Source organism: Microbacterium phoenicis (assembly GCF_047302325.1).
Classification (GTDB): Bacteria; Actinomycetota; Actinomycetes; order Actinomycetales; family Microbacteriaceae; genus Microbacterium.
Map to the genome: position 1 here is coordinate 2,344,675 of NZ_CP154849.1, position 15,752 is coordinate 2,360,426.

General features: G+C 70.8%; 13 protein-coding genes. 10 read left to right on the top strand and 3 right to left on the bottom strand.

Annotated features, from left to right (window positions below; genetic code table 11):
* Positions 1-9 precede the first annotated feature (9 nt).
* On the top strand, positions 10-3,882 hold the full coding sequence (gene hrpA, locus ABCU91_RS11470; RefSeq protein ID WP_413353760.1) for an ATP-dependent RNA helicase HrpA: 3,873 nt from the start codon (positions 10-12) through the stop codon (positions 3,880-3,882).
* 1 nt (position 3,883) lies between these two features.
* On the opposite strand, the gene ABCU91_RS11475 is transcribed toward hrpA, so the two are convergent.
* The gene (locus ABCU91_RS11475; protein WP_413353761.1) at positions 3,884-5,227 is read right to left on the bottom strand and encodes a M20/M25/M40 family metallo-hydrolase; all 1,344 of its coding nucleotides are present in this window, start codon (positions 5,225-5,227) and stop codon (positions 3,884-3,886) included.
* A gap of 48 nt (positions 5,228-5,275) precedes the next feature.
* On the opposite strand from ABCU91_RS11475, the gene ABCU91_RS11480 reads away from it, so the two are divergent.
* On the top strand, positions 5,276-6,256 hold the full coding sequence (locus ABCU91_RS11480) for a Gfo/Idh/MocA family protein (RefSeq protein WP_413353762.1): 981 nt from the start codon (positions 5,276-5,278) through the stop codon (positions 6,254-6,256).
* Positions 6,257-6,263: 7 nt separating this feature from the next.
* Here the strand turns inward: ABCU91_RS11480 and ABCU91_RS11485 are convergent, their stop codons facing one another.
* A complete protein-coding gene (locus ABCU91_RS11485) occupies positions 6,264-6,626 on the bottom strand; it encodes a PLD nuclease N-terminal domain-containing protein (RefSeq protein WP_413353763.1) in 363 nt (120 codons plus the stop codon).
* An 82-nt stretch (positions 6,627-6,708) separates the two neighbouring features.
* On the opposite strand from ABCU91_RS11485, the gene ABCU91_RS11490 reads away from it, so the two are divergent.
* From ABCU91_RS11490 to ABCU91_RS11525, 8 genes are all read left to right on the top strand, one after another.
* A complete protein-coding gene (locus tag ABCU91_RS11490; protein WP_413353764.1) occupies positions 6,709-7,572 on the top strand; it encodes an NYN domain-containing protein in 864 nt (287 codons plus the stop codon).
* Between the two features lie 58 nt (positions 7,573-7,630).
* Positions 7,631-8,812 (top strand): ROK family transcriptional regulator, encoded by a 1,182-nt coding sequence (locus ABCU91_RS11495; RefSeq protein ID WP_413353765.1) that lies wholly within the window; start codon positions 7,631-7,633, stop codon positions 8,810-8,812.
* Entirely contained in the window at positions 8,809-9,861 is a 1,053-nt protein-coding gene (locus tag ABCU91_RS11500) for a sugar ABC transporter substrate-binding protein (protein WP_413353766.1), read from the top strand. The genes ABCU91_RS11495 and ABCU91_RS11500 overlap by 4 nt, the downstream gene beginning before the upstream one ends.
* 11 nt (positions 9,862-9,872) lie before the next feature.
* Positions 9,873-10,712, top strand: coding sequence for an ATP-binding cassette domain-containing protein (locus ABCU91_RS11505; RefSeq protein WP_413353767.1), 840 nt, complete (start codon positions 9,873-9,875; stop codon positions 10,710-10,712).
* Positions 10,709-11,896, top strand: a complete 1,188-nt coding sequence (locus ABCU91_RS11510; protein WP_413353768.1) for a sugar ABC transporter permease — start codon at positions 10,709-10,711, stop codon at positions 11,894-11,896. The genes ABCU91_RS11505 and ABCU91_RS11510 overlap by 4 nt, the downstream gene beginning before the upstream one ends.
* 159 nt (positions 11,897-12,055) lie before the next feature.
* Entirely contained in the window at positions 12,056-13,144 is a 1,089-nt protein-coding gene (locus tag ABCU91_RS11515; RefSeq protein ID WP_406923907.1) for a sugar ABC transporter substrate-binding protein, read from the top strand.
* A gap of 87 nt (positions 13,145-13,231) precedes the next feature.
* A complete protein-coding gene (locus ABCU91_RS11520; protein ID WP_406923906.1) occupies positions 13,232-14,020 on the top strand; it encodes an ATP-binding cassette domain-containing protein in 789 nt (262 codons plus the stop codon).
* A complete protein-coding gene (locus tag ABCU91_RS11525) occupies positions 14,017-15,285 on the top strand; it encodes a sugar ABC transporter permease (protein WP_406923905.1) in 1,269 nt (422 codons plus the stop codon). Before ABCU91_RS11520 ends, ABCU91_RS11525 begins: the two co-directional genes overlap by 4 nt.
* A 69-nt stretch (positions 15,286-15,354) precedes the next feature.
* Here ABCU91_RS11525 and ABCU91_RS11530 read toward each other — a convergent pair whose 3' ends face one another.
* Complete coding sequence (locus ABCU91_RS11530; RefSeq protein WP_307470505.1) at positions 15,355-15,735, bottom strand: hypothetical protein; 381 nt, start codon at positions 15,733-15,735, stop codon at positions 15,355-15,357.
* Positions 15,736-15,752 lie beyond the last annotated feature (17 nt).

Here is a 15,752-nt window from a genome sequence, read left to right on the forward strand (position 1 = left end):
TCGAAGGCTGTGTCCGCACCCGCCCCCGTCCTCTCGTATCCCCCGGAGCTGCCCGTCAGCGCCGCGCGGGACGAGATCACGCGCGCCATCGCGGAGAACCAGGTCGTCATCGTCGCCGGCGCCACCGGCTCGGGCAAGACGACGCAGCTGCCGAAGATGTGCCTCGAGCTCGGCCGCACGCGCATCGCGCACACGCAGCCACGGCGTATCGCGGCGCGGTCGATCGCCGAGCGCCTCGCGCACGAGGTGCAGGTGCCCCTCGGGGGCGCCATCGGCTACAAGGTCCGCTTCACCGACGAGGTGACCGACGCCACGCAGGTCACGCTGATGACCGACGGCATCCTGCTCAACGAGATCCACCGAGACCGGCTGCTGCGCCGCTACGACACGATCATCGTCGACGAGGCTCACGAGCGGTCCCTCAACGTCGACTTCCTGCTGGGCTACCTCGCCCGCATCCTGCCCGAGCGCCCCGACCTGAAGGTGATCATCACCTCGGCGACGATCGACCCCGATAGCTTCGCGGCGCACTTCGCCGGGGCGGCGCCGGACGGCGAGCGCGTCCCCGCCCCGATCATCGAGGTGTCGGGCCGCACGTATCCCGTCGAGATCCGCTACCGCGCCCAAGACGAGGAGACGGAGGACGACGTCGACGGTCTGCTCGCGGCGCTCCGCGAACTCGACCGGGAGCCCGACGGGGACGTGCTCGTCTTCCTCCCCGGCGAGGCCGAGATCCGCGACGCGATGGATGCCGTCCGGGGCCTGTACGCGAAGGACGCCCGTCCCACCGAGGTGCTGCCTCTGTTCGGACGGCTCTCGTCCGCCGAGCAGCACCGTGTCTTCGAGCCGTCCGCGGTCGCCGGCGTCCGGCGACGGATCATCCTCGCCACGAACGTCGCCGAGACGAGCCTCACGGTCCCCGGCATCCGCTACGTCATCGACACCGGCACGGCGCGCATCTCGCGCTACAGCGTGCGGTCGAAGATCCAGCGTCTGCCGATCGAGGCGATCTCGCAGGCCTCGGCGCAGCAGCGCTCCGGCCGCGCCGGCCGCACGTCGGCGGGCATCGCGATCCGCCTGTACGGCGAGGACGACTTCACCGCGCGCCCCGAGTTCACCGAGCCCGAGATCCTGCGGACCTCGCTCGCGTCGGTCATCCTGCAGATGCTCTCGCTCGGCTTCGGCGACGTCACCGAGTTCCCGTTCCTCACCAAACCCGACAGCCGCGGCGTGAAGGCAGCCGTCGAGCTGCTGACCGAGCTCCGCGCCGTCGCAGGGCGCACCGGCGCACTGCGGCTCACGAGCCTCGGTCGCCGCATCGCGCGCCTGCCGATCGACCCGAGGTTCGCGCGGATGCTGCTCGAGGCCGAGAAGCTCGGCGTCTCGCGCGACGTCCTCGCGATCGTGTCGGGGCTGTCCATCCAGGACGTCCGCGAGCGTCCCGAGGAGCGCCGCGAGGAGGCCGACCGCCTGCACGCGCGGTTCGTCGACCCGACGAGCGACTTCCTCACCCTGCTGAACCTCTGGAACCACCTGCGCGAGCAGCAGCGCGAGCTCGGCTCGAGCGCGTTCCGGCGCCTCTGCCGCAGCGAGCACCTGAACTACGTGCGGGTCCGCGAATGGTTCGACGTGCACCGGCAGCTCTCGACGCTGTCGCGTTCCGGCTCGCCGAAGGATGCCCCGCGTCAGGCCGCGGGCGCCGCCGATCCCGACGCGCTCCACCGGGCCGTCCTGTCGGGGCTCCTCTCGCACATCGGCATCCTCGATACGCGTTCGGTGACGACCGATCCGGCGAAGAAGAACGCCCGGAAGCCCCTGCCCCAGTACCGCGGCGCGCGCGGCGCCTCGTTCGCCGTGTTCCCCGGCTCGGGCCTCCGCAAGGCCTCCCCCGACGCCGTCATGGCCGCCGAGCTCGTCGAGACCTCCCGCCTGTTCGGCCGTACGGTCGCCGCGATCGATCCCGCGTGGGCCGAGGACCTCGCCGGCGACCTCGCGCACCGGAGCCTCAGCGACCCGCACTGGTCGAAGGATGCCGGCGCTGCCGTCGCGGCCGAGAAGGTGACGCTCTTCGGCGTCGAGATCATCCCGCGCCGCCGGGTGCAGCTCGCCCGCCGCGACCGCGACCTCGCCCGGGAGCTGTTCCTGCGCCACGCGCTCGTCGAGGGCGAGTGGAACAGTCAGCACCTCGACAAGCGGCTCACCGCGTTCGAGCGCCGCAACAGCGAGCTGCGGCGTCGGCTCGAACGCATCGAGGAGCGCGAGCGCCGCCGCGACATCCTCGTCGGCGACGAAGCGGTGTACGCCTTCTACGACGCCCGCGTGCCGCACGACGTGTTCGACGTCCGCTCGTTCGAGGCGTGGTGGCGCGAGACGCAGCCCGCCGCCCCGAAGCTCCTCGACATGACCGAGGCCGACCTCCTCGGCGAGTCCGCGCGCACCGACGAGCGCGACTTCCCGACGCGCTGGCGGCAGGGCGACCAGGTGCTCTCGCTCGCCTACCGCTTCGAGCCCGGTGCACCCGACGACGGTGTCAGCGTCGTCGTGCCCCTCGCCCTGCTCGCGCAGCTGCGCCCCGACGGGTTCGACTGGCAGGTCCCCGGCATGCGGGACGAGCTCGTCACCGGGCTCATCAAGGCGCTCCCCAAGGCGATCCGCCGCCACGTCGTCCCCGCCGCGGACTGGGCGAGCACCCTCGGCGACGAGCTGCGCGGGTCGGGCCCCGAGGACACCGACGGACTCCCGGCATCCACGCTCCGTGCAGCCCTCGCCGCGCGCATCCAGCGCGTCGCGCACCAGCCGGTCACCGAGGGCGACTTCGACCTCGAGCGCGTGCCCGCCCACCTCGGTGTCTCGTTCCGCGCCGTCGACCAGCGAGGCCGTACCGTGGGGTCCTCCCGCGACCTGCGCGAGCTCCAGGACCGCCTCGCCGGCCGCGCCCGCGAGTCGGTCGCCCGCTCGCTCGCGTCGAAGCGCGGCCCGCAGCCGGCGGCATCCCCCGCCGCGGCCGTCGCCGCCGCGAGCGCCCCCGTCGAGCGCACCGGTATCACGACGTGGGACGTCGGGGACCTGCCCGAGGTCGTCGACACGAAGGTCGCCGGCGGCGTCGTCCGCGGGTACCCGGCGCTCGTCGACGCGAAGGACGGGGTGTCGCTGCGCATCGAGGCGACCGCCGAACGCGCCGCCGACCTGACCCGCGCCGGCGCCCGGCGGCTGCTGCTTCTCGCCGTCCCCTCGCCCACCGGCTACGTCATGGACCACCTGACGGCGCCCGAGAAGCTCGCCCTGGCGGCCTCGCCCTATCCGTCGGCGAAGGCCCTCATCGAAGATGCCCGGGTCGCGGTCGCCGACGCCGTCATGGGGGACGCGGTCATCCGGACCGAGGCCGCGTTCATCGCCGCCCGCGACGCGTTCTCTTCCCGGGTCGTCGACGAGCTGTTCCAGACCGTGTCGCTGGCCGCCCGCATCCTCACCCTGCAGCGCGACGTCGAGCGGGCGGTGAAGAACCAGAACTCCATGACGCTCCTCGCCGCCCTGGGAGATGTGAAGGGCCAGCTCGCCGGCCTCATCCACCCCGGGTTCCTCTCGCGCACCGGCACCGCGCGCCTCGCGCACCTTCCCCGCTACCTGCAGGGGGCGAAGGAGCGGGTCGACGGGCTCTCGGACAACCCCGGTCGCGACCGGCAGCGAATGACCGAGTACGAGCGCGCCGCCGCCCTGTTCGCGGATGCCGGGGGCACCCTCCCGCTGCCCGCCGGCACCTCCGCGCGACTCGAACACGCTCGCTGGCTGCTCGAGGAGTTCCGCGTGAGCCTGTTCGCGCAGCGCCTCGGCACAGCCGAGCCCGTCTCGCTGCAGCGCATCTCGAAGGCGCTCGCGGGCTGAGTCAGCTCGCCCGCAGCAGCTCGCGGTAGAACTCGATGCCGCGCAGCCACGAGCCCACACGGATCCGCTCGTCGTGCGAGTGCAGCGCCTCGCGCTCGCCCCGCGTCAGGTGGAACGGCGTGAAGCGGTACACGTGTCCGCTGATCTCGGTGAACCAGCGGCTGTCGCTCGCGCCGAGCTGGATGTAGGGGGTCGGCAGGACCTCCTCGCCGAGCGCCGACCGCGTCGCCGCCGCGAGACGGTCCCACGCGGGACCCGACCAGGGTGACACGGGTGACGGGTCGGATGCCGAGACCACGTCGACCTCGACGAGCGGGTCGCCGACGACACGGCGGATGCGCGCCTCCGCCGACGTCGCGGTGTCTCCGGGGAGGAGCCGGACGTTGACGCTCGCCCGTGCCGCCGTGGCCAGGACGTTCGCCCCGGCTGCACCGGAGAGCTCGGTCACCACCGCGGTGGTCCGCACGAGCGCGTTGAGCTCCGGCCCGAGGCGGGGGAAGACTTTCACGAGGAGCCGGCCGGTCACCCCGATGCTCGCGAACACGCGCCGGAGCGGCCCCGACGTGTATGGCGCGACCGTCTCGAACATGGCGCGCACCGGCGGCACGAGGCGGGTCGGGAACGGGCGCCGGTGCAGCCGCAGGACGGCTCGGGCGAGCCGTGCGGTCGCGGGATCGCGGGGCGGCGTCGAGGCGTGCCCGCCGAGCTCGCGGGCGGTCAGGTGCACCGTCATCACGCCGCGTTCGGCGACGCCGATGACGGCGGTCGGGACGGTCACCCCCGGCAGCGCTCCCTCGACGACGGCACCACCCTCGTCGAGCACGAGCGATGGACGCACGCCCCGCTGTCGCAGCACCTCGACGATCGCCTGCGCACCGTCGCCGGCGACCTCCTCGTTGTGCCCGAAGGCCAGGTACACGTCACGCTCGGGCACAACGCCCTCCGCGACGAGCGATTCCACGGCCTCGAGGATCGCGACGAGGGACCCCTTGTCATCGACGGCGCCGCGCGCACGGATCTCGGCGGTGTCCCCGGAACCGACGAGCTCGGCGCCGAACGGCTCATGCGACCACTCCGACGCGACGACGGGAACGACGTCGATGTGCGCCATGAGGACGAGCGGGGACGCGGCATCCCGCCCGCGCCAGCGGTAGAGGAGCGAATAGCCGGCCACCACCTCCCGCTCGAGGACCGCATGCAGGGCCGGGTAGAGACGAACGAGAGCGTCGTGGAAACGGAGGAAGTGCGTGCCGTCGGCGTCGGCATCACCCGGATCCAGGGAGACCGTCGGGATCTGCAGGAGTTCGCGGAAGCGGCCGAGGGAGGAATCGGAGGTGCGGGCCACGGTCCGACTCTAGATCGACCCACCCGCGCCCGCCGATAGGCTCGGGGCATGACCGCTCTTCGATGGGGAATCCTGGCCACCGGCGGCATCGCGCACGCCTTCACCGCCGACCTGAAGACGGCGGGTCTCACGGTCACCGCCGTGGGCTCGCGCCGCTCGGAGTCGGCGCAGGAATTCGCCGCGAAGTACGGCATCCCCCGCTCCTACGGGTCGTACGAAGAGCTCGTCGCCGACCCCGAGGTCGACATCGTCTACATCGCGACGCCCCACAGCCACCACCTCGCGTGCGCGACCCTCGCCCTCGAGCACGGCAAGCATGTGCTCATCGAGAAGCCCCTGACCCTCGACGCCGACCAGGCCGTCGCGATCCGCGACCGCGCCGCCGAGCACGGCCTGCTGGCGATGGAGGCGATGTGGACGCGGTACCTGCCCCACATGGTGCGCCTGCGGGAGGTCCTCGCGGCGGGCGTCATCGGCGAGGTGCGGGTCCTCAGCGCCGACCACACGCAGAACCTCCCCACCGACTCCGGTCACCGGCTCAACGATCTCGCGCTCGGCGGCGGTGCGCTCCTCGACCTCGGGATCTACCCCGTCTCGTTCGCGTGGGACGTCCTCGGCGCGCCCGCCGAGATCCTCGCGACGGCGCAGCTCGGCGAGACCGGCGCCGACACCGACGTCGCGATCTCCGTGCGCCACGCGTCGGGCGGGGTCTCGTCGCTCCTCACCTCCATGCGGGGCGCCGGCGCCAACGCGGCGCAGATCGTCGGGACGAAGGGGCGGATCGAGATCGACGGGGTCTTCTACGCCCCGACGTCCTTCCGGGTGTTCGATATCGACGGCGCGGTCGTCGAGGAGTTCCGCACCGAGATCGAGGGACGCGGCATGCAGTTCCAGGCGCTCTACGCCGAACAGCTCATCGCCGAGGGCCGCACCGACAGCGAGCTCCTGCCGATCGACGAGAGCGTCGCCATCATGGGCACCCTCGACGAGATCCGGCGCCAGATCGGCGTCGTCTACCCGCGCAGCTGAGTTCGCCTCAGGCCGGGTCTCCGAGCTCCCGGCGACGCCGGGCGAGCTCGGCGCGCAGCCGCTCCTCCTCGATCTCACGCTCGAGATCGGCGAGCTGCTGCTCGGTCGATCGGGCGTCCGATCGGCGCACCGGCGCGGCCGCCGGCTCGGTCGCCCACGGCGCGAACTGCGGCGCGCGGCGCACCTCGCGTTGCGGGTATTCCCGGCCGATCGCGAACCACAGCACCGTGCCGAGGAACGGCAGCAGGATCACGACGAACAGCCATATCGTCTTGGGCATGTGCTTCACGAGGCTCTGGTCCCGCGTGATGATGTCGATCAGCGCGAAGATCATGCCCGCCAGCACGACGAGCGAGATGAGGTACGGCATGGGCCAGAGTCTATGAGTGCGCCATGTCGTCGCGCACCCTCGTCCTCACCACCCTCGCGGGACAAGCTGTAAGACTGGGGGGATGCCGGATTCCTCCACTCCTCGCGTCGCGGTCTACCTCGATTTCGACAACATCGTCATGAGTTGGTACGACCGGGTCCACGGTCGCAACAGCTACTCGCGGGACCGCCAGCGGATCGCCGCCGACCCCGACGAGAAGGAGATCTCGGAGCGCCTGGCCGCCGCGATGATCGACGTCGGCGCGATCATGGACTACGCGGCATCCTTCGGAACGCTCGTCCTCACGCGCGCGTACGCGGACTGGTCGTCGCCCGTGAACTCGCTGTACCGTCAGCAGCTCGTCGCGCGCGCGGTCGACCTCGTTCAGCTGTTCCCGGCGGCCGCTTACGCGAAGAACGGCGCCGACATCCGACTCGCCGTGGACACCGTTGAGGACCTGTTCCGTCTCGAGGACCTCACCCACGTCGTCATCGTCGCGGGCGACAGCGACTACGTCCCGCTCGCGCAGCGGTGCAAGCGGCTGGGGCGCGTCGTCGTCGCCGTCGGCGTCGCGGGCTCGACCGCCAAGTCGCTCGCTGCCGCCTGCGACCAGTTCGACGCCTACGACGCCCTGCCGGGCGTCGCGACCCGCGAGCCCGAGCCCGCCCCGGAGACCGCACCCTCGACGGCACGCCGCCGCCGAAAGGCCGTCGATCCCGTGGAGCAGCTCCTCTCCCGCGCGCTGCGCCTCGAGCAGGTCCGCACCGACGAGGAGTGGATGCACCTCTCGGCGGTCAAGAACCTGCTCAAGCGCATGGACCCGTCCTTCAGCGAGAAGGCATTGGGTCACCGCTCGTTCTCGGACTTCGTGAAGGCGCACCCGAAGATCGCCGAACTCGACGAATCGACGAACATCGTCCGCGTGCGCGCCGTCGACGGCTCCTGACGGCGCGATCCGGGCCGCATCCCGACTCGGACGACCCCCGGCACGGTAGGGTGTCCCCGTGGCTCGCCGGTCAACTCCGCCCGGCTCGCAGTCCTCACTGCGAGAGGCGAATCGTGCACGACTGCTCGATTCGCTCAAGAGGCATGGGCGCTTGACGCAGATCGAGCTCGCCGGCGCCACCGGCCTCTCCCCCGCGACGGTGTCGAACATCGTCAAGGAGCTCACCGCCTCCGGCGTGCTCCACACCTCCTTCACGTCCCGCAGCGGCCGCCGCGCGACCCTCGTCTCGCTCGCCCGGCAGGTCGGCCTCGTCGCCGGTGCGCACTTCTCGACCCGCAAGCTCCACGTCGCGATCGCCGACGCCACGCGGTCCGTCGTCGCCGAGGCATCGATCCCCCTCGCCCCCGACCACCGGCACGATGCCGAGCTCGATCGGCTCAGTCTGCTGCTCGGCGACATGGTCGACGGGCTCGGCGGGTCCCTGTCGGATCTGCTGGGCGTCGGCTTGGCGCTGCCCGCCCCGGTGGATCCGCGCACGTCCGTCATCTCGACGCCCGGCCTCCTGCCCGGATGGGACGGGGTCGACATCGCCCGCAGCCTCTCCGCGCGGATCGGCCGCCCCGTGCACGTGGACAGCGAGGCGAACCTCGGTGCGCTCGCCGAAGCGCGCGAAGGCGCCGCCCGAGGCGCCTCGTCGTCGGTGTACGTCACGGTCGGCCACTCCATCAGCGCAGGGCTCCTCGTCGACGGCGAGCTCTTCCGCGGAGTCAGCGGCCGCACCGGTCAGATCGGTCACATGACGATCGACGAGAACGGTGCGCTGTGCCGCTGCGGCAACCGAGGCTGTCTCGAGACAGTGGCCGCAGGTCCCGCTCTCCTGGCCGGCTTCAGCGAAGCCGACGGCATCCATCGCCTCCGTGATCTCGTGACGGCGGCGGGCGACGGCGTCCCGGCCGCGCAGCGCACGATCGCGGATGCCGGCCGCCACATCGGCATCGCCGCGGCGAGCCTGTGCAACCTCATCGATCCGGAACGCATCGTCGTGGGCGGCGAGTTGGCGCGTGCCGGCGAGATCCTCCTGGCACCGCTCCGACACGCCCTGGAACGCGCGATCCTCGGCGGCGGGGTTCCTGAAATCGTCGCGTCCGCCTTCGCGGAGTGGGCCGAGACCCGCGGGGCGATCGCCCTGGCCCTGGACCACGTGGCCGTCGACGCCGATCTGGTCGCTCTTCCCGCATGAGGCGACTCGTCACCGCCGTCGTGCTCGCGGCGGCATCTGCTGCCGCACTCTCGGGGTGCGCCCTTCCCGACAACTCACCCGCGCAGACGACGATCGCGCTGCTCCTGCCCGACAAGAAGACGGCGCGCTACGAAACGTTCGATCGCCCCGTGTTCGAGAAGCGGATCGCCGAGCTCGGTGACGCGCAGGTGTTGTACACGAACGCCGATCAGGATGCCGCCCGCCAGCAGCAGCAGGCGGAATCGGCACTCGCGGCGGGCGCTGCGGTGCTCGTCCTCGATCCCGTCGACGGGCGGGCCGCGGCATCCATCCTCGCCTCCGCGACAGCCGAAGGCGTGCCGGTCGTCTCGTACGACCGGATGATCATCGGGGGCGGAGAGCCCGCCTACTACGTCTCGTTCGACAACGAGCGCGTCGGCGAACTGCAGGCCGAAGCTCTCGTCGCCGGTCTGAACGCCGAAGGCCGAACGGACGGCGGCATCCTGATGGTGCACGGGGCTCCCACCGACAGCAACGCGGCGCAGTTCCGCGAGGGTGCCCGGCGTGTGATCGAGAAGGCGGGCCTGCGCGTCCTCGCCGAATACGACACCCCCGACTGGAGTCCCGACAAGGCTCAGTCCTGGGTCGCGGGGCAACTCGCGCAGTACGGCGACGAGGTCGCGGCGGTCTACGCCGCGAACGACGGCACCGCGAGCGGAGCGATCGCCGCGCTGCGTGCCGCCGACGTCTCACCCTTCCCCATCGTCACCGGACAGGACGCCGAACTCACGGCGCTGCAACGCATCGTCTCGGGCGATCAGTACATGACCGTCTACAAGGCGATCCGCGAACAGGCGACGATCGCCGCCGACGTCGCGACGGAGCTGGCGGCGGGCAAGCGACCCACGGGCGACACGACGGTGGACGGCATCCCCTCCACCCTCCTGACCCCCGTCGCCGTGACCGTGAAGGACATCGCCTCGACCGTCGTCGCCGACGGCTTCTGGACCGTCGAGGACATCTGCACGCCCCCCTACGCCGAGGCCTGCGCCGCCGCAGGCCTGGAATGAGAGCACCCCGCGTGAGCGTCTCCTCCCGTCGCACCGGCGACCACGTCCTGTCGATGCGAGGCATCGACAAACGATTCGGCGCTGTGCGCGCGCTCAACGGCGTCGACTTCCGTGTACGCGAGGGCGAGGTCGTCGCCCTCGTCGGCGACAATGGCGCGGGCAAATCGACCCTCGTGAAGGTCCTCGCAGGCGTGCACCCCGCCGACGCCGGCACGATCGAGCTCGACGGCGAGCTCGTGCAGCTCTCGAGCCCCGCCGACGCGCAGGACCTCGGCATCGCGACGGTGTTCCAGGACCTCGCTCTCTGCGAGAACCTCGACGTCGTCGCCAACCTCTGGCTCGGTCGCGAGCTCATCGACCGCGGACGCCTCGACGAGGTCGGCATGGAGGAGCGGACGTGGATGCTGCTGCGGGAGCTCGCGGCGAAGATCCCCTCCGTCCGCGTCCCCGTCTCGACGCTCTCCGGCGGCCAGCGTCAGACGGTGGCGATCGCCCGGTCGCTGATCGGCGAGCCGCGCATCGTGATCCTCGATGAACCGACCGCCGCCCTCGGCGTCGCGCAGACGGCAGAAGTCCTGAACCTCATCGAACGCTTGCGCGATCGCGGCCACGGCGTGATCCTCATCAGCCACAACCTGACCGACGTCCTCGCCGTCGCGGACCGCATCGTCGTCCTCCGTCTCGGCCGCAACAACGGCGAGTTCGATGCGGAGACGGCCACGAGCGAAGTCCTGATCGCCGCCATCACCGGCGCGCTCGACACTCCGCGACCGGTGCCGCCTCCCGAGGAGCCGCGCGCTCCGGTCATCCCCCTCGCGGGCGCCCGACGCCGCTTGGACGGCGACCGGTGAACCGCGACGACGGGATCCTCGCACGCGTCGTCGCCCGTGTCCGGTCCGGGGACGTGGGACGGATGCCGGTGGTGCTCGCCCTGGTCGTGATCGCGATCGTGTTCCAGGCCCTGAACCCCGTGTTCCTCACGAGCCGGAACCTGAGCGACATGCTCATGCAGTGCGCCGCGCTCGGGACGATCTCGCTCGGCATCGTGCTCGTCCTCCTCATCGGCGAGATCGATCTCTCCGTCGGCTCCATGTCCGGTGTGGCCGCCGCGATCCTGACCGTGGGCGCGGTGCAGCTGCAATGGCCGCTCGGGCTCGCGATCGGGGCCGCTCTGACCGCCGGAGCGGTCGTCGGCGCGGTCTACGGGTTGCTCCGCACGACGCTGGGCCTCCCGAGCTTCGTCGTGACGTTGGCGGGCCTGCTGGGCCTGCTGGGCGTGCAGCTGTGGGTCCTCGGCGACGCGGGGTCGATCAACCTGCCCTTCGACTCGTGGATCGTCCAGTTCGCGCAGCAGTGGTACCTGCCCGCGTGGCTGTCGTACGCCCTGTCGGCGGCCACCGCGCTCGGCTACACCGGCACTCTGCTCAGTCGCGCGCGGCGACGCACGGCTGCCGAACTCGAGAGTGATCGCACGGTCAGCATCCTCATCCGCGGCGGGCTTCTGCTCGTCGGACTCGTGGGCGGGTCCTGGTACCTCAACCTGTCCCGCGGCGTGGGCGTCATGTTCGTCCTGTTCGTCGTTCTCGTCGTGATCGCCCATTTCGCTCTGACCCGTACCCGGTGGGGGCGGGCGGTGTTCGCGGTCGGCGGCTCGATCGAGGCCGCGCGGCGTGCCGGCATCCGGGTCAACCGGATCGTCGTCTCGGTGTTCGTCCTCTGCTCGGTCCTGGCGGCGACAGGCGGTGTCCTCGCCGCCGCCCGACTGGCGGCCGCCAACCAGAGCACAGGTGCAGCCGACACGAACCTCAACGCGATCGCCGCGGCGATCATCGGCGGCGCGTCCCTGTTCGGCGGGCGCGGCTCGGCTTTCGCCGCTCTCCTGGGCGTCGTCGTCATCCAGGCGATCTCGTCGGGGCTGACCCTGATCAACCTCAGCTCGGCCGTCCAGTTCATGGTGACCGGCGCCGTCCTGGTGTTCGCCGTCGCTCTCGACGCCATCACGCGACGCATGCAGCTCGGCACCGGCCGGACCTGATCCTGGCACGCCGGACGCCGCTTCCGGAGAGGGCTCGGGACGACCGTCGACGGTGACGAAAGCGTTATGTTCACATCTTGACTTCATTTCGTGAACACATCAAGATCGTCGTCAAGCGCGAAGTCGCGCTCGCTCGATTTCACTGTCGAAAGGCGAACGATGAAGAAGTCCCTGTCCGTTGCCGCAGCCCTCGGGGCCGCGGCACTCCTGCTCGCAGGCTGTTCCAGCACGAGCACCCCCGCTCCCGGCGGGTCGAGCGGCGGCGACGCCCCCGCCGACGCCGGCCGCGCCTGCGTCATCCTCCCCGACGCCGCGTCGTCGCCCCGCTGGGAGAACTTCGACCGCAAGTACCTCGACGAGGGGCTCAAGAGCGCCGGCTTCGAGGTCGACATCCAGAACGCCCAGGGCGACACGTCCAAGTACGCGACGATCGCCGACCAGCAGCTCACCCAGGGCTGCGGCGTCATGCTCCTCGTCGACTACAACGGCGCTGCCGCGGGTGTCGCCTCCAAGGCGAAGTCGCAGGGCATCCCGGTCATCGCTTACGACCGCCCCTTCGCGGGCGCCGACTACTACGTCTCGTTCGACAACGTCGAGGTCGGCAAGCTCGAAGGCCAGACCGTGCTCGACGGCCTCGAGGCTGCGGGCAAGGACCCGAAGACGGCCGCCGTCTTCTACATCGGCGGGGACCCCGCCGATGGCAACGCCGCGATGTTCCGCAAGGGCGCCGTCGAGGTCATGGAAGCGGCGGGCATCAAGCCGGTCGCCGAGCCTCCGGGGGCATGGGACGGCGCGAAGAGCCAGACCAACTTCGAGCAGGCACTGACCGCCAACGGCGGCAAGGTCGACGGCGTCTGGGCCGCCAACGACACGAACGCCGACGGCGTCATCAAGGTGCTCCAGGATCGCGACCTGAAGGGTGTCGCCGTCTCGGGTCAGGACGCCAACGTCGAGGGCCTGCGCAACATCCTCGCAGGATGGCAGACCGCGACGGTCTACAAGCCGGTCAAGGACGAGGCCGAGGCCGCCATCAAGGTCGCGACCGACCTCCTCAAGGGTTCGACCCCGACGGCTGACCAGAAGCTCGAGGACGGCACGCCGTACATCGCGGTCACGCCTCAGCTCGTCGGCCCCGACAAGGTCAAGGACGTCGTCGCCGCCGGTGACGCGTCGGCCTCGGACATCTGCTCGGGCGACATCGCCGGCGTGAGCCTCGCCGACAAGTGCGCCGAGTTCGGCGTCGAGTGATCTGACGGGAGTGGGGATGCCGCACCCGCGGCATCCCCACTCCCCTCTGTCTGCGCTGATCCCCCTCGATCTCTCAGGAGAAACCGCATGAGCGAACCCATCATCGAACTCCGGCACGTCACGAAGTCCTTCGGTCCCGTCAGCGTCCTCAAGGGCGTCGACCTCAAGGTCCGCCCGGGCATGGTGACCGCCCTCGTCGGCGACAACGGCGCCGGAAAGTCCACCCTCATCAAGGGCCTCGCCGGTGTGCAGCCCTACGACACCGGCCAGATCCTCGTCGACGGCACCGAGGAGCACCTCCGCACGCCTCGCGATGCCGGTGCCCTCGGCATCGAGGTCGTCTACCAGGACCTCGCGCTCTGCGACAACCTCGACATCGTCCAGAACATGTTCCTCGGGCGCGAAGAGGTCAGCGCGGGCACGTTCGACGAAGGTCGGATGGAGAAAGAGGCCTCCGACACCCTGCGGTCTCTGTCGGTGCGCACCGTCAAGAGCGTCCGGCAGAAGGTGTCGAGCCTGTCCGGCGGCCAGCGTCAGACGGTCGCCATCGCGCGCGCCGTGCTCAAGAAGGCGCGCGTCGTCATCCTCGACGAGCCCACCGCCGCGCTCGGCGTGGCCCAGACGGAGCAGGTGCTGAACCTCGTCCGTCGCCTCGCCGACCAGGGCGTCGCCGTGGTCCTCATCAGCCACAACCTGGCCGATGTCTTCGCGGTCGCCGACGACATCGCCGTTCTCTACCTCGGCCAGATGGTCGCGCAGGTGCCGACCACCGAGTCGACCCGCGACGAGATCGTCGGCTACATCACCGGAACCAAGGTCCCGCCGGGCGTCCAGCTCGTGGGCACGTCCACCATCCCCGTCGGAGGCGACGCATGAGCACCAGCACCCGAACCGCGGCGGCACCCGACCCCGTCGCGAGCGACCTCATCGGAAGCGGCGTCGAAGGCGGCGTCGGAGACCAGATAGGCGCCTGGTGGCAGCGCGTGCGCGGCGGCGAGATGGGCGCACTCCCCGCCGTCGGCGGGCTGATCCTGCTCGTGATCCTCTTCAGCGTGCTCAGCAGGTTCTTCTTCACCCCGGTGAACTTCGCGAACCTCATGAGCCAGGCAGCCTCGCTCGTCGTGCTCGGCATGGCGCTCGTGTTCGTCCTGCTGCTCGGCGAGATCGACCTGTCGGCCGGTGTGACCGGCGGTGTCGGCGTCGCGGCATTCGCGGTGCTCAACGTCAAGTTCGAGTTCCCGTGGCCCCTCGCCCTGGCCATCGGCTTCCTGATCGGGTTGGCGACCGGAGCATTGATCGGCTTCCTGGTGGCGAGGATCGGCATCCCGTCCTTCGTCGTCACCCTCGGTCTGTTCCTGGGGTACCAGGGTCTCGCTCTCCTCATCATCGGAGCGGGCGGGCTTTACCCGATCCAGGTGCCCGAACTCCTGGCACTCCAGAACGGACGCATGCCGATATGGGCCGGGTGGGCCATGCTCGCCGTCATGCTTCTGATCTCGGGCGGCCTGTCGTTCTGGGATCGTCGCCGTCGCACCCGCGCCGGCGTCCCCAACCGGCCCATGGCGCTCGTGTGGGCCAAGCTCGCCGTCATCGCGCTGTTCGGCGGTGCCGCGGTCTTCGTCCTCAACCTCAACCGGTCGCAGTCGATCATCCCGATCGAGGGCGTCCCGATCATCGTCCCGGTGGTGCTGACGATCCTCTTCATCGGCACCTTCGTCCTGGACCGCACCCGGTTCGGCCGTTACGTCTACGCCATCGGCGGCAACGCCGAGGCAGCTCGTCGCGCGGGGATCAAGGTGCGCTGGGTGAAGTGGTGGTGCTTCGTCGCCGCGTCGGGCCTCGCTGTGGTCTCGCTGCTGTTCGCGCAGACGCGCGTCGGATCCGTGGATGGTGCGGTCGGACGCGACGTCGTCCTGTCGGGTGTCGCGGCGGCTGTCGTCGGCGGCGTGAGCCTGTTCGGCGGTCGCGGCCGGCTCATCCACGCCGCGATCGGTGCGCTCGTCATCGCCGTCATCATCAACGGTCTCGGCCTGCTGAAGATGGATGCCGGCTTCAACCTGATCGTCACGGGCGGTGTCCTGATCCTCGCCGCCACCGTCGACGCCCTGTCGCGACTGCGAACGGGCGGCATGCGGACCTGATCGTCCGCAGTGACGCGACGAGGCCCTCGACCGGAGCAGGTCGAGGGCCTCGTCGCGTGTCAGGCCGGGTCAGTCGCGCGTCGACCAGAGAGCCCACGCGACGAGCACGGGCTGGAACAGCAGCCTGCCCCACCGAGCCTTGTCGCTGTCGAGGCTGAACCCGTCGCGCTTGCCGAGCGCCTGACCGATGTTGCCGGGGAAGATCGCGACGAAGAAGGCCGCGAGGATGACGCCGATCCGGCGCCGCTCCTTCGGGAGCACCACGAGCGCGGCGCCCAGCATCATCTCGACGGCCCCGGACGCGACGACGACACCGTCCTTGTCGATCGGCAGGGTGTCCGTCACGAGGTCGGGCACCTGAGCTTGGAACTCCTTGCGCGCCCAGAACAGGTGGCTGAGACCGGCGAACACCATGGCGCCGGCGAGAGCCCAGCGAGCGATTGTCTTCATCCTCCGAGTATCCCCCG

Bases quoted from the DNA above. Each gene is read 5' to 3' on its own strand.
- ABCU91_RS11480 (WP_413353762.1), top strand. From the start codon at position 5,276: ATGACCGCTCTTCGATGGGGAATCCTGGCCACCGGCGGCATCGCGCAC.
- ABCU91_RS11485 (WP_413353763.1), bottom strand. From the start codon at position 6,626: ATGCCGTACCTCATCTCGCTCGTCGTGCTGGCGGGCATGATCTTCGCG.
- ABCU91_RS11490 (WP_413353764.1), top strand. From the start codon at position 6,709: ATGCCGGATTCCTCCACTCCTCGCGTCGCGGTCTACCTCGATTTCGAC.
- ABCU91_RS11500 (WP_413353766.1), top strand. From the start codon at position 8,809: ATGAGGCGACTCGTCACCGCCGTCGTGCTCGCGGCGGCATCTGCTGCC.
- ABCU91_RS11515 (WP_406923907.1), top strand. From the start codon at position 12,056: ATGAAGAAGTCCCTGTCCGTTGCCGCAGCCCTCGGGGCCGCGGCACTC.
- ABCU91_RS11520 (WP_406923906.1), top strand. From the start codon at position 13,232: ATGAGCGAACCCATCATCGAACTCCGGCACGTCACGAAGTCCTTCGGT.
- ABCU91_RS11525 (WP_406923905.1), top strand. From the start codon at position 14,017: ATGAGCACCAGCACCCGAACCGCGGCGGCACCCGACCCCGTCGCGAGC.
- ABCU91_RS11530 (WP_307470505.1), bottom strand. From the start codon at position 15,735: ATGAAGACAATCGCTCGCTGGGCTCTCGCCGGCGCCATGGTGTTCGCC.